Consider the following 13,655-nt stretch of genomic DNA (forward strand, 5'->3'; position numbering starts at 1 on the left):
CGTCACCCCGCTTTGGCGACGCGACGCCATTCATGCAGGATGAACTCGGTATAGCCGTTCGGCTGGGTCCGCCCTTTGAAGACGAGGTCCGAGGCCGCCTTGAAGGCCGGGCCGTCGAACCCCGGCGCCATCGGTCTATAGAGTGCGTCACCGGCATTCTGACCATCGACGACGACAGCCATCCGGCGCAAAGCGGCTTCGACCTCAGGCAAGGTCACCACGCCATGATGCAGCCAATTCGCCAAATGCTGGCTGCTGATACGCAATGTCGCGCGGTCTTCCATCAGCCCGACGTCATGAATATCCGGCACTTTGGAACAGCCGACCCCTTGATCGACCCAGCGCACGACATAGCCCAGAATACCCTGGACGTTATTGTCGATCTCCTGCCGGATTTCCTCCGGCGACCAATTGGTGCCCTCGGCCACCGGGATCGTCAGCAGCGCGCCGAGCGAGGCCTGGGGACGGCTCGCGATCTCCTCCTGCCGCTCCACGACATCGACCGCATGATAATGCAACGCATGCAGCGTCGCGGCCGTCGGTGACGGAACCCAGGCCGTATTGGCGCCGGCGCGGGGATGGCCGATCTTCTGCTCCAGCATCTCCGCCATCCGGTCAGGGGCCGCCCACATGCCCTTGCCGATCTGGGCATGACCGCGCAGCCCGGCAGCGAGCCCGATATCAACATTGCGATCCTCATAGGCCTTGATCCAGACGGTGCCCTTCATCGCGCTTTTGCGCACCATGGCACCCGCCTCGATGGAGGTATGGATCTCATCGCCCGTGCGATCCAGAAAGCCGGTATTGATGAAAAACACACGGGTTTTGGCCGCTTCGATACAGGCACCGAGATTGGCCGAGGTCCGCCGCTCCTCATCCATGATGCCCATCTTGAGCGTATCGGGCGCAAGACCCAGCAAACTCTCGATCCGGTCGAAGACAGTATTCGCGAAAGCGACTTCTTCCGGCCCGTGCATCTTGGGCTTGACGATATAGACCGAACCCGCGCGGCTGTTGCGGATGCTGCCCGTCGACTGCAGATCATGCAGCGCGATCAGCGACGTCACCACGCCGTCAAGCAGATTTTCCGGAATCTCTTGTCCATCCTGCGTGAGCACTGCGTCCGTAAACATGTGATGGCCGACATTGCGCACCAGCATGAGGCTGCGGCCGGACAGCCAAAGCGTGCTGCCGTCCGGCGCCGTAAAGCGGCGGTCCTCTTCCAGCTTGCGCTCGATCCTGCGGTCGCCCTTGGTGAGCGTGGCGGACAGCGTCCCCTGCATGAGGCCGAGCCAATTGGCGTAGACGGAAATCTTATCCTCGGTATCGACCGCCGCGACGCTGTCCTCGCAATCCATGATCACGCTCAGTGCCGCTTCCAGCACGATATCGGCGACACCGGCCGGGTCATCCTTCCCAATCGGATGCGCGCGGTTCAGCAACAATTCCACATGCAGCCCGTTATGACGCAGCAGCACGGCCTCCGGCGCCTCCGGCTTGCCGCGATAGCCCACGAAAGCGGTCGCATCTTGTAACGGCCCGATGCCGGTCGCGACCAATGCGCCAGATTCCACGGTATAACCCTGGGCATCCGCATGACTGCCGCCGGCCAGCGGCGCGATTTGATCCAGCCAATCCTTGGCGTAAGCCACCACACGCTGCGCGCGGACAGGGTTGAGGCCGCGCCCACGCTCCGCCCCATTATCCTCGGCAATCGCATCCGTGCCGTAGAGCGCGTCATAAAGACTGCCCCAGCGGGCATTGGCGGCATTCAACGCGTAACGGGCATTGGTGATGGGGACGACAAGCTGCGGGCCGGCCAGCGTCGCGATTTCGGGGTCGACCGAGGCGGTCGTCACCGTAAAGGGCGCCGGCTCCGGATGCAGATAGCCGATATCGTTCAGGAAGCCGCGATAGGCGGCGGCATCGACCGCGCCCTTGTTATGCTGATGCCAGGCATCGATCTCGGCCTGCAGACTGTCACGCCTGGCCAGAAGCGCGCGGTTTTCGGGCGCCAGATCATGCACGAGCGCGGAAAAGCCCGCCCAGAAAGCGGCCACGTCCAGCCCCGTGCCCGGCAGCGCCTGGTTTTGGATGAAATCATGGAGCGGCCTCGCGACCTGCAGCCCATTCGCGTCAACACGATCCATTATGGCGATCCCTGTAGATGAGGCGCTTCAGATTTCGGTGTCCGAGGCTACTCTGCCATTGCCCCGCGCGGAAGCCGGCAGAAGCTCCGCTCGCAGCACTGTGCCTCCCCAGGCACCCAACCTGTCGGCGCCGATGATATCGGCCTCGGCGTGGCTTGAGCCCTTGACCAGAAGATCCGGCTTAAGCGCCAGAATCATCGCCAGCGGGCTCTCCTCCTCCAGCACGCAGACGAGATCGACCGCCGGCTGAGCGGCCAGCGCCATCGCGCGGTCGGCTGCACGGCGGGCAGGACGGCCGAGCGACCGCTTGGGCAAAGGCGGTTCGTCACCGTCGATCGCGACGATCAGCCGGTCGCAGGCGCCGCGCGCCTGTTCCAGCAGATGGGCATGACCTTGATGCATCCGGTCGAACTTGCCATGCGTGAATCCCACCCGCCAGCCACGCCGGCGCCAGCGCTCAGCCTGTTCGATGGCCGCCGCGGGCGTCACGATTTTGGTGTGGTCGCCGGTCTCGGGCGAGAGCCGCGCCTCGATATCGGGCAAGCGCGCGACCGCCGTGCCGACCTTGCCGACGACGATACCGGCCGCGACATTGGCAAGACGGGCGGCAATGGGCAGCGGCAGGCGCGCGCCCATGCCGGCGGCCAGAACGGCCGCGACGGTATCGCCGGCACCAGCGACGTCGTGCACGTCCAGCGCCTCGGCCGGGAAATGCCAGACCTCATCCGGCGTCACTAAGCTCATGCCGTGTTCCGACCGGGTGACGAGCACCGCGCCGATGGCAAAGCGCGCCAGCAGCGCCCGACCGGCGAGCATGATCTGTTCGTCGCTTTCGGCTGGCATACCGGTGACGGTGGCCAGTTCCCGCCGATTGGGCATGATGACGTCCGCGCCGCGATAGGCTTCGTAACCCTCGCCCCTGGGATCGACGATGATGGGCCTTCCGGCCTGCTTGGCAGCGGCAATGAGTTTCGCCGGCATGTCACCGGCCAGCACGCCCTTGTTGTAATCGGACAGCAGGGTGACGCTGGTGGCCGCCATGGCGTCGGTCGCGATCCGCAGCAGCCGCTCGGCGATCTTGTGATGCAGCGGCACCGGATCTTCCGTGTCGACCCGCAGCAGGTGCTGGCCTTGGGCCAGAAAGCGCGTCTTGACGGTAGTGACGCGCCGGCCCTGGACCAGCAGCCAGGGCTCTACCCCATTCTGCCGGCCGATCAGCGCCGTAAGGTCCGACCCTGCCATATCGTCACCCACGATCGAGACGAAGGCCGCGGCCCCGCCGAGGGCCGTGATATTGCGCACGACATTGGCAGCACCCCCGGGCAGGGAAAGTTCCCGCTGGACGCAAAGGACCGGGACCGGCGCCTCTAGGCTGATGCGCGTCGCCTCGCCATAGAAATACCGGTCGAGCATGGCATCGCCCACCACGAGCACGGACGCCCGGGCGAGTGCGCGCGCTGCCTCCAGCAGATCACGAGGCTTATCGCTTTGGAAGGATGGAGGGTTACCCGAAACATCGTTCATCATTCTGCAATAGCGCCCCTCCTTCCCGCCCGGTAGTGCAGAAAAAGGGGCAGGCCCAGGAGAGTGCGACGGCCGTGCCGATGGCAGGGTTGCTGGCAAGGCGTCACCGACGCGGGGTTCACATGAATTTCACGCATACGCGGCGGGTTGATCCGGGCGGGGGAGCATGGTAACTCGCCGCCATCCCGTTGGGGGATAGTTTAGCGGTAGAACTCCCGGCTCTGACCCGGGCAGCCTTGGTTCGAATCCAGGTCCCCCAGCCAGCGATTTTCCTGAAAATTGCCGCCAAAGCCAGGGCAGCTCAGCCGCTGACCTCCCAGGTCGACCTTACTGCCCCGCCAATCGGTAGACATCGACGTCATCCCGCCCGAGTTTGGCGCGAAGTGCCAGGTGGTAGTCCTTGGCCGTGTCAGCCAGCACGATCTGGCGGGCGGCTTCGTTTTCATCGCTATACGGCAAGCTGACGATCACCGTCGCCGGCCGGCTGTTCATGATGCGGTTGACCTCGGCCAGGGGATCGACGCCCAGCGCCTTCGCCTCCTCCAACCGCGACAGGTGGCTGGGGAAAGCGAACCGCGTCGCGATACAGGCATGGGTCGCGTTATAGAAAGCCGGATCGCCGCTATAGACATAAAGACAGCCTGCCGGGTCGATTGCCTGCGCAATCCTGTCGAACTGATGCGCCGAACCGTGATGCTTAAGACTGACCAGCATCATGCTCTCCCCCACCACAAAACCGATCGCGAGCATGGCGATCGCCGCCATCCGAAAGCGGGGACGCCCGAGCAGAGAGGCCGCCGCCGCTGCAGCCGGCACCAGAACCGGCAATAGATAATGGTGCAGATAGGTGCCGAAGATCAGCAGCCCCAGGATAGCGGCCGCGAGCCACAACCTGACGAAGCGGACGGCGTTTCGTGCGTCTGCCTTGGCATCAAGCAGAGGCAGGATGGCGCACAGAATCAAGGGCAGCAGCACGACCAGGATGAGCATCAGGCGCAGAAGCAACACGCTCCCCGCCGTATCCGCGCGCGAGAAGATCGATATGAAATTCGCAAAGATAAAGGCCTGGAATTGTCCCATGGCGAGATAGACGGCCGCCGCAAGCAGTGTCGGCAGCAGTGCGACCGCGATCCAGATCGTGCCCGAGGTCAGCGCATGTACCAAACCGCGCTCGCGATAGGCAAGAAACAGGAAGGTCAGTCCAAAGAACATACCTTCGAAGAGCGCGCTGTATTTGATCTGCATCGCCAGCCCCATCAGCAGCATGACGGCGCAGCCCGCCGCCAATAGACCGAGGAAGGGCGAACGGCGACCCAGCACGGCGCGCAGGGTAATCAAACCCGCGGCACAAACCGGAAGGTTGTAGAAAATGGGGGATTGGCCCGCACCGGCATGACCCAGATTGAGCCAGAGAATATAGGCCAGGCCGGCACAGACGGCGCCGAAGCTTGTGCTGAATTCTGCACTGATCCGTCGGATGAGTTCGGCTGTCAGCACAACGAAACCGGTGCCGACGATCTGATAGGCGAGCAAGCCATGGCCGCCCAAGGCGCGCATGGCCGCATAGAGCAGAAACAGTCCGACGGGTTTTCGGTCCCACAGATCGACATAGGGGATGGCGCCGTGGAGAATGCGCGAGCCGACGAGGAGATAGAATTCCTCGTCCGTATAGATGACCGGGTTGCCGAACATTGGCACCCGCGTCAGCAGCGCCGCGAGCAGAAAAATCAGTATTGGCGAGCGAAGCAGGCGCATGGGTCCCGGCGATCTCTATTGGCGCCCCTGCTTACACCGTTTCCCGCTACGGCGGGACCCCGGCGGGTCTTGGCGGTGAACCTCGCCCAGACCCGCCGTTACATTCGCCTTACGGCTTGGTGATAAGGCCCTTGATTTCCGGATACTTGGCCGTGATCGCGTCCCAGGTACCATTGGCCGCCAAGGCCAGGATGGCGTCGGAGACTTTCTTGTTCAGCGCATCATCGCCCTTACGCAGACCGCCACCGACGCCATAGCCCAGGATATCATTGCCCGGGCAGGTTGTTTTTACAACATAATCGGCGTTCTTGGCCAGGAAGGTCGCAAACGTGCTGATGCCTTCCTGAACATAGTCAATGCGGCCGCTGGACAGATCGGCCAGGGCATTATCGACCGTGTCATAGGTCTTCACCTGCACGGAATGCGGCGCCGCCTGCATATAGGAGGAGAAGATCGTCCCGGCTTGCACACCGATGACCTTGCCATTGAAGCTTGCCAGATTGCCGCAATCGACCTTCGTCGGATCGTCTTTCGAGCCGATCATGACAATCGCCGAGTTATAGTAAAAATGGGTGAAGTCGATGACCTTGCGGCGCTCCCCGTTGATCGTCATCGATGCCCAGACCATGTCGATCTGCTTCTGCTGAAGCGCCGGGACCAGGCCGTCCCAGGAAATCTCCTTCGTCTTGCATTCCGTCTTCATCTGCGCGCAGACGGCGGCGAGCATATCAAGCTCCCACCCATGCCACTTGCCGTCGGCCCCTTTCGAATAGAAGGGCGGATAGGATTCGTCGTCGAGCCCGACGGTGATGGAATCGGCATGGGCCTTGGACGAGACGAAGGGAACGGTTGCCATGCCGAGCAGGGGTGCGGACAGAAGAAGAAGTCGCAGAAGGCGTTTCATTCAGGGGAAAACCTTGATCTTGATGAAGAGAGCCGAAAAAAGCGCTCGCGACCAGTCACCCGAAGCCCGAGCCGAAATCGCGACGAACACTGAAAAAGCTATGGGCGGGCCAAAAGGACGGGACCGCAAAAACCTGCCTAAAATGACTTTTTTCTGGCGCCGGAGGCCATGAGTCGCAGCCTTTCTACCCGATAATGGTTGTTTCGTAGATCTGTCGGCTTTCTGCTCTTCAAGCCTTGGGATGGGATCATGCGGCGCCTAGGACGGCATCCAGGGAAGATATCAAGAACTGGCGCCGCCATTCCCCCGAGGCTTCATGGCTGATCCGATAGACGGTTTCGACCGCAAAATTCTGCGCCTGATCCAGCATGATTGTCACCTGAAAGCCGAAGCGATTGCCGAGGCCGTTGGCCTGTCCGCATCAGCGGTGCAACGCCGTCTGAAGCGGCTGCGGAGCGACGCGGTCATCGCAGCCGAAGTCGCCGTCCTCGACCGAAACCGAACCGGCCCATTGATGACTTTCATCGCAGGCGTCGAGATCGAACGCGACAATTACGATGCGCTGCCAAAATTCCGGCTTTGGCTTGCGAAACAGCAATCGATCCAACAAGCCTATTACGTGACCGGTCCGATCGATGTCATTCTGATTATCTTGGCTCAGGACATCGATGCGTTCGATTCCCTCTGTTCCCGTATGATGGCACAAAATCCGCAGATCCGCCGGATCAACACGAATGTCGTTCTCAACGTCGTGAAACTTGGCCTGAACCTGCCGATTGATCTGTTGACCTAGCACTGACCTTTATCAGACCAAAGCACAGCATCAGGTCAACCAGCCAGATTTTCATCCAATGAATATTTACAACCTGCAGTATTGCTTAGAATAATGCCTTTAAAAATTCACGAAAAGTGTTTTGTTTGTGAAACCTTGGGCATGACGAAAATTTGAACGCGCTGGCCCAAGTGAGTGGAGTATTTGGCGACCCTGCGCCAAAATCCTGACTTTGACCCAAATCAAGGCGAAGCTTGTACAATGCGCTAAGGTTCCGCGCATCGACAGTCCGGCTCCATCCGTGGTTGAGTAACGTCCTGCCTCAAGGATGCGACAGACATTCGGATGCAGGCGACTTGGACAAAGCTACCAGAGACGCTGCTTCGACAGATTGCCTCAAAAAACTTTGGTCTTGGAGATGTGCATGGCACCCGACACGCAGTCTATCACCGCCTATGGACCCGCTCGCGCGACGGTCAGTGGCGCGCCTTTGCAACCCGATGAAGTGCGCCGCATACAGCGCTACTGGGATGCCTCTCTCTATCTTTCGGCAGGCATGATCTACCTGCGGGAGAATCCCCTGCTCCGTGAACCCCTGAAGTCGGAGCATATCAAAAAGCGTCTGCTCGGCCATTGGGGTTCAGATCCGGGGATGAGCCTGATCTATATCCACATGAACCGGCTGATCAAAAAATACGATCTAGACAGCATTTTCATTGCGGGTCCCGGACATGGCGCGCCGGCCATCATCTCCAACGTCTATCTGGAAGGCTCCTATTCGGAAATCTACACCGATATCGGCCAGAACGAAGACGGTCTGCACCACCTGTTCAAGCAATTCTCTTTCCCCGGCGGCATCGGCAGCCATTGCACACCGGAAACGCCCGGATCCATCCATGAAGGCGGCGAGCTGGGCTATTCCGTCTCCCACGCCTATGGCGCGGCCTTCGACAACCCGGACCTGATCGTGACCGTGATGGTCGGCGACGGCGAGTCCGAGACCGGGCCGCTGGCAACGGCCTGGCATTCCAACAAATTCCTCAATCCCGTGCGCGACGGCGCCGTGCTGCCGATCCTGCATCTCAACGGCTACAAGATCGCCAATCCGACCATCCTCGCCCGCATTCCGCATGACGAGATCGAATACCTTTTCCGCGGCTATGGCTATGAGCCCTATTTCGTCGAAGGGTCGGACCCGGAGAGCATGCATCAGGCCGTGGCCGCCACGCTTGAGCATTGCGTGCAGGAAATCCGCCGCATCCAGACGGAAGCGCGTGCGAGCAGCGGGCCGATCCAGCGTCCGCGCTGGCCGATGATTGTGCTGCGCAGCCCCAAGGGCTGGACCGGCCCCAAAGAGGTCGACGGCCACAAGGTCGAAGGCTTCTGGCGCGCCCATCAGGTGCCGCTGGCGGAAGTGCATGAAAATCCGGCCCATCTGGCGCAGTTGGAAGCCTGGCTGCGCAGCTACAAGCCGGAAGAGCTCTTCGACGAGAACGGCTGTTTTATGCCGGAACTCGCGGCCCTGGCACCTGAGGGCGGCCGCCGCATGGGCGCCAATCTGCATGCCAATGGCGGTTTGCTGCGCAAATCCCTGAAGATGCCGGACTTCCGCAACTATGCTGTACCGGTCGAGACCCCCGGCCAGACCGAGGTCGGGCCGACCGCCGTGCTGGCCCAGCTGCTGCGCGACATTGCCCGCGACAATCCGCATAATTTCCGCGTCTTCAGCCCGGACGAGAATGCGTCAAACCGGCTGACCGCCATCTATGACGTGACCAAGAAAGTCTGGATGGGTGAGTATTTCCCGGAAGATGCCGATGGGACCGAGATCACCCAGGACGGTCATGTCATGGAAATGCTCAGCGAGCATACGCTGGAAGGCTGGCTGGAAGGCTATCTTCTCACCGGACGGCATGGCTTCTTCTCGACCTACGAAGCCTTCGTCCATGTCATCGATTCGATGTTCAACCAGCACGCCAAATGGCTGGAGAAGTCGAGCGAGCTGCCCTGGCGCGCCGATGTCTCCTCCCTCAACCTGCTGATCACCTCGACCGTCTGGCGGCAGGACCATAACGGCTTTACCCATCAGGACCCTGGCTTTCTGGATGTCGTGGCCAATAAAAGCCCGAGCGTGACGCGCATCTATCTGCCGCCGGATGCCAATTGCCTGCTCTCCGTCGGCGACCACTGCCTGCGCAGCAAGAACTACGTCAACGTCATTGTCGCCGATAAGCAACCGCATCTTTCCTATCTCGATATCGACGCGGCGCAAAAGCATTGCACCAAGGGTGCCGGTATCTGGGACTGGGCCAGCACGGACAAGGACAGCGAACCGGATATCGTCATGGCCAGCTGCGGTGATGTGGCAACCATGGAGTCGCTCGCCGCGACGGAATTGCTGATGGGGCATTTCCCGGATCTGAAAATCCGCTTCGTCAATGTCGTCGATCTCTTCCGGCTGGTGCCGGATACCGAGCATCCGCACGGTTTTTCGGACCGCGAATTCGATGCCCTGTTCACGCCGAACCAACCGGTGATCTTCAATTTCCACGCCTATCCCTGGCTGATCCATCGCCTGACCTATCGCCGCAACAATCACGTCAATTTCCATGTCCGTGGCTATAAGGAAAAGGGCAATATCAACACGCCGATGGAACTGGCGATCCAAAATCAGGTCGACCGCTTCACCCTCGCGATCGACGCGATCGACCGCGTTCCGTCCCTCAGACTGCGCGGATCGCATGCGCGGGAGACTTTGAAGGACCAGCAGATCGCTTGCCGCCACTATGCCTATGCCGAAGGCATCGATCCGCCGGAGATCGTCCATTGGACCTGGAAAGCGCGGGGCTGACACAGCCTCGGCAACAAAAGGCGGCCTCCGGGCCGCCTTTTTTATGCGCGGCCTCAACATAATCCCGAGCCCAGATCGGAACGCATGGCATCCGTCCGTGGACGCTGCCGCCGTGATGGCGGAGACTGCGCTGCCTATGTGTTGACGTCCGCCGCGATTGTTCGAAAGGTTCTCCGATGTCCGCTTATCCCGATACGCAGCTTTTCATTGATGGCGCTTGGGGGCCGGCCTTGGCCGGCGGGGTTCTGCCCGTGCTCAACCCCGCGACGGGCGAGCCGATCGGCACCCTGGCGCGGGCGGAGATCGCCGACCTCGACCGCGCACTCGCCGCCACCGAACGCGGCTTTCATATCTGGCGCAATACCTCGGCCTATGAACGCGCCCGCATCATGCGCAAGGCCGCCACCTTGCTGCGCGAGCGGGTGGAGGCCATCGCGTGGCTCATGACCCTGGAACAAGGCAAGCCTTTGGCCGAATCCAGGGTCGAGACCGCCGCCGCCGCCGATATCATCGACTGGTTCGCGGGCGAGGCGCAGCGTGCTTACGGCTGGGTCATCCCGCCGCGCGCCGGCCATATCATGCAGACCGCGGTGAAGGAGCCGGTGGGGCCGGTCGCCGCCTTCGCACCCTGGAACTTCCCGATCAACCAGATCGTGCGCAAGGTCTCGGCCGCCCTCGCGGCCGGATGCTCGATCATCGCTAAAGGCCCCGAGGAAACCCCGGCCTCCCCGGCAGCCCTCATCCAGGCCTTCCATGATGCCGGCGTGCCGCCGGGCGTGATCGGCCTGGTCTATGGTGACCCGGCAACCATCTCGACCTATCTCATCCCGCATCCCGTCATCCGCAAGATCACCTTCACCGGCTCCACCCCCGTCGGCAAGACGCTCGCCGCCATGGCCGGCCAGCATATGAAGCGCGCGACCATGGAATTGGGTGGCCATGCCCCGGCCATCGTCTTCGAGGATGCCGATCTCGATATCGCAGTGAAGCTGCTGGCCGCCAGCAAGTTCCGCAATGCCGGCCAGGTCTGCGTCTCCCCCACCCGCTTCCTGGTGCAGGAGCGTGTCTATGACCGGTTCGTCGCGGATTTCGCGGCGGCGGCCAGCGCCATCACGGTCGGCGACGGCCTGGCCGAGGGCACGGTGATGGGGCCGCTCGCCAATCCCCGCCGCGTGCAGGCGATGGAGGCTTTTGTGCAGGACGCCGTGCAGAAGGGCGCGACGCTCGTCACCGGCGGCGAACGTCTCGGCAATGCCGGCAATTACTTCCAGCCGACGGTGCTGAGCCGGGTGCCACTGGACGCGCGCGCCATGAACGAGGAACCTTTCGGTCCCCTCGCCTTGTTCCGGCCCTTCTCGACGCTGGATGACGTTCTCGCGGAAGCCAACCGCCTGCCCTACGGTCTGGCCGCCTATGCCTATACAAGCTCGGCCGCGACCGTACAGGCGCTGTCCACCCGGGTCGAAAGCGGCATGCTCTCGATCAATCATGCCGGGCTCGCGCTGCCGGAAACGCCCTTCGGCGGCATGAAGGATTCGGGCTATGGGTCCGAAGGCGGCGCCGAAGCCATCGACGCCTATCTCAATACCAAATTCGTCACCGTCGCTTGACCAAGGCGCGGCGCCGTCTTCGTGGATACTCCGCGCGGAAGCGCGAACCGGGTGACGGGGTGACGCCCCTTCCCCGGAACGGTTCCTCGTCGCTTGTCCGCTTTGTCTGATCCTTCTCCGCTCCCGCCAGGCCCGAAAGGACCCGGCACAGCGGCCGAAGTCTTCCAGGTTTTTCTGGGCCTGGGTCTGTCTGCCTTTGGCGGGCCGATCGCTCATCTCGGCTATTTCCGAGACGAATTGGTGCGGCGTCGGCGCTGGATCGACGAGGAAAGCTACGGCGATCTGGTCAGCCTATGCCAGTTCCTGCCGGGACCGGCTTCCAGCCAGGTCGGCTTCGCGCTTGGCCTGCTGAGGGCCGGTGGCTTGGCGGGCGGGATTGCCGCCTGGGCCGGTTTCACCTTGCCCTCGGCTGTGCTGCTGGTGCTGTTCGCGCTCGCCGCGCGCGATCTCCATGGGGCAGTCGCCCTCGGCCTGCTGCATGGGTTGAAACTGGTGGCCGTCGCCGTGGTGGCGCAGGCGGTCTGGGGTATGGCGCGGAGCCTGGCACCGGACAAAGCGCGGGCGGCGATTGCCCTTGTCGCCCTCGCGCTGACACTGATGGCGGGCGGTCTGGCCTCTCCCCTTGCCTGTATCGCGCTGGGTGCGGCGCTGGGACTGAGGTTGGATCGTAAGAGCCCAGCCGATGATGCCGGCCGCCTGACCTTTCCTGTCAGTCCGCGGACCGGCGCAATGGCGCTGCTGCTCTGCGCGATCCTGTTTCTGCTTAGCCTGATGCCTGCCGATACGACGCGGACGGCATGGTCTGTCTTTCGCGTTTTCTTCCATGCGGGCGCGCTGGTTTTCGGTGGCGGCCATGTCGTGTTGCCGCTGTTGCAACAGGCCCTGGTGCCGCGCGGCTGGATCACAGATCAGGATTTTCTGGCAGGCTATGGTCTGGCCCAAGCGGTGCCGGGGCCGCTCTTCACCTTCGCGGCCTATCTGGGAGCCATGATCGCCCCCGGCGGCCAAGCGATCGCTGGCGCCGCGGTCGCCCTCGCCGGTCTTTTCCTGCCCGGCATGCTTCTGGTCCTTGGCATGCTGCCCTTCTGGGACAAGCTGAGGCGCCGCCCCTATGCTCGCAATGCGATGGCTGGCGCGAATGCCGCCGTTGTCGGCGTCCTGGGCGCGGCGCTCTATAATCCTGTCTGGACAAGCGCCGTTATCAAGCCATCGGATTTCGTGCTTGCGACCCTCGGCTTCCTGCTGCTGACGCTGTGGCAGATCGCACCCTGGCGCCTTGTCCTGGTGCTGGCAGTTTTAGGTGCCGCGCAAGGATGGATACCGAACCTTTAGAGTCCGTCAGGTTTAGTTGGAAACGCCACCAAATCTGTCGTGCGCGGGCCTGGCCGGCCGCACCCCGACCCGCGCATCTACCCGGCGGAGCAAGCGATCGGCCGGCTGGCGCCGCGGCGGGTAGGTCCGGGGCGCGTAGCCCGCGCAACAAGTGCGCGGATGACAAATTATCTATTAAAACCTGACAGGCTCTAGCGTCAGGATAGGAACAAGGCTTAGCTGCGCTTGCCGATCGGCAAGGCATAGCGGCCGGGGCCGGTGACGTAGAGCAGCAGGAAGCCGCCGGCGATGCTGACATTCTTGAAGAAATTGATTTCGTTTTCGTATCTTGCTACGCCTGTCATCAACCAATATTTGTGGCCGATGAAACCGGTGGCGAGCGTATAAAGCGCCATCAGCACGGCCAGCGGCTGGGTGAAGATCCCGAGCAGAACCGCGATCGAAACGAAGAATTCGATAATGATCGCGACGACAGCCCCCAGGAAGGGCAAAGGCATGCCCGTCTGTGCCATATAGCTGACGGTACCAGCAAAATTCGTCATCTTGCTCCAACCGAAAATCAGGAACAGCAATACCAGCATCAGCCGTGCGACCAGCACCACTTCATCGCGAAACTGATGATTGCCTGAATTTTGCACGGGCCTATCCTTTATGCCGATTCAACAATGAATAGCGCCGAACACAAGCCGCGGCGCCCATGCCTTGCCTCTCTATGGGCGCTTCAGAAATGATTGGAAAGGGATCGCCACCGCGATCC

At 62.0% G+C, this 13,655-nt stretch carries 9 protein-coding genes and 1 tRNA gene; 5 read left to right on the forward strand and 5 right to left on the reverse strand.

Annotation, left to right across the window (positions count from 1 at the left end):
- Positions 1-2: 2 nt before the first annotated feature.
- Both ACELLULO517_RS02245 and ACELLULO517_RS02250 read right to left on the reverse strand, forming a co-directional pair.
- Positions 3-2,150 (reverse strand): malate synthase G, encoded by a 2,148-nt coding sequence (locus ACELLULO517_RS02245; RefSeq protein WP_227305480.1) that lies wholly within the window; start codon positions 2,148-2,150, stop codon positions 3-5.
- A gap of 27 nt (positions 2,151-2,177) precedes the next feature.
- Positions 2,178-3,677, reverse strand: a complete 1,500-nt coding sequence (locus tag ACELLULO517_RS02250; protein ID WP_227305481.1) for a PfkB family carbohydrate kinase — start codon at positions 3,675-3,677, stop codon at positions 2,178-2,180.
- Between the two features lie 186 nt (positions 3,678-3,863).
- On the opposite strand from ACELLULO517_RS02250, the gene ACELLULO517_RS02255 reads away from it, so the two are divergent.
- Positions 3,864-3,937 (forward strand) — tRNA-Gln (locus ACELLULO517_RS02255).
- 64 nt (positions 3,938-4,001) lie between these two features.
- On the opposite strand, the gene ACELLULO517_RS02260 is transcribed toward ACELLULO517_RS02255, so the two are convergent.
- Together ACELLULO517_RS02260 and ACELLULO517_RS02265 are read right to left on the reverse strand one after the other, a co-directional pair.
- Positions 4,002-5,429, reverse strand: coding sequence for a hypothetical protein (locus ACELLULO517_RS02260; RefSeq protein WP_227305483.1), 1,428 nt, complete (start codon positions 5,427-5,429; stop codon positions 4,002-4,004).
- Positions 5,430-5,538: 109 nt separating this feature from the next.
- Complete coding sequence (locus ACELLULO517_RS02265) at positions 5,539-6,333, reverse strand: transporter substrate-binding domain-containing protein (protein ID WP_227305484.1); 795 nt, start codon at positions 6,331-6,333, stop codon at positions 5,539-5,541.
- Positions 6,334-6,649: 316 nt separating this feature from the next.
- Between ACELLULO517_RS02265 and ACELLULO517_RS02270 the strand changes: the two genes are divergently transcribed.
- From ACELLULO517_RS02270 to chrA, 4 genes are all read left to right on the forward strand, one after another.
- Complete coding sequence (locus ACELLULO517_RS02270; RefSeq protein WP_227305486.1) at positions 6,650-7,126, forward strand: Lrp/AsnC family transcriptional regulator; 477 nt, start codon at positions 6,650-6,652, stop codon at positions 7,124-7,126.
- Positions 7,127-7,529: 403 nt separating this feature from the next.
- A complete protein-coding gene (locus ACELLULO517_RS02275; protein WP_227305488.1) occupies positions 7,530-9,956 on the forward strand; it encodes a phosphoketolase family protein in 2,427 nt (808 codons plus the stop codon).
- A 176-nt stretch (positions 9,957-10,132) separates the two neighbouring features.
- On the forward strand, positions 10,133-11,566 hold the full coding sequence (locus tag ACELLULO517_RS02280) for an NAD-dependent succinate-semialdehyde dehydrogenase (RefSeq protein WP_227305490.1): 1,434 nt from the start codon (positions 10,133-10,135) through the stop codon (positions 11,564-11,566).
- A gap of 93 nt (positions 11,567-11,659) precedes the next feature.
- Complete coding sequence (gene chrA, locus ACELLULO517_RS02285; protein ID WP_456304382.1) at positions 11,660-12,898, forward strand: chromate efflux transporter; 1,239 nt, start codon at positions 11,660-11,662, stop codon at positions 12,896-12,898.
- Between the two features lie 215 nt (positions 12,899-13,113).
- Here the strand turns inward: chrA and ACELLULO517_RS02290 are convergent, their stop codons facing one another.
- On the reverse strand, positions 13,114-13,536 hold the full coding sequence (locus ACELLULO517_RS02290; RefSeq protein ID WP_227305492.1) for a DoxX family protein: 423 nt from the start codon (positions 13,534-13,536) through the stop codon (positions 13,114-13,116).
- Between the last annotated feature and the right edge of the window lie 119 nt (positions 13,537-13,655).

The sequence above is a fragment of the Acidisoma cellulosilyticum genome (genome assembly GCF_020621385.1).
Classification (GTDB): Bacteria; Pseudomonadota; Alphaproteobacteria; order Acetobacterales; family Acetobacteraceae; genus Acidisoma; species Acidisoma cellulosilyticum.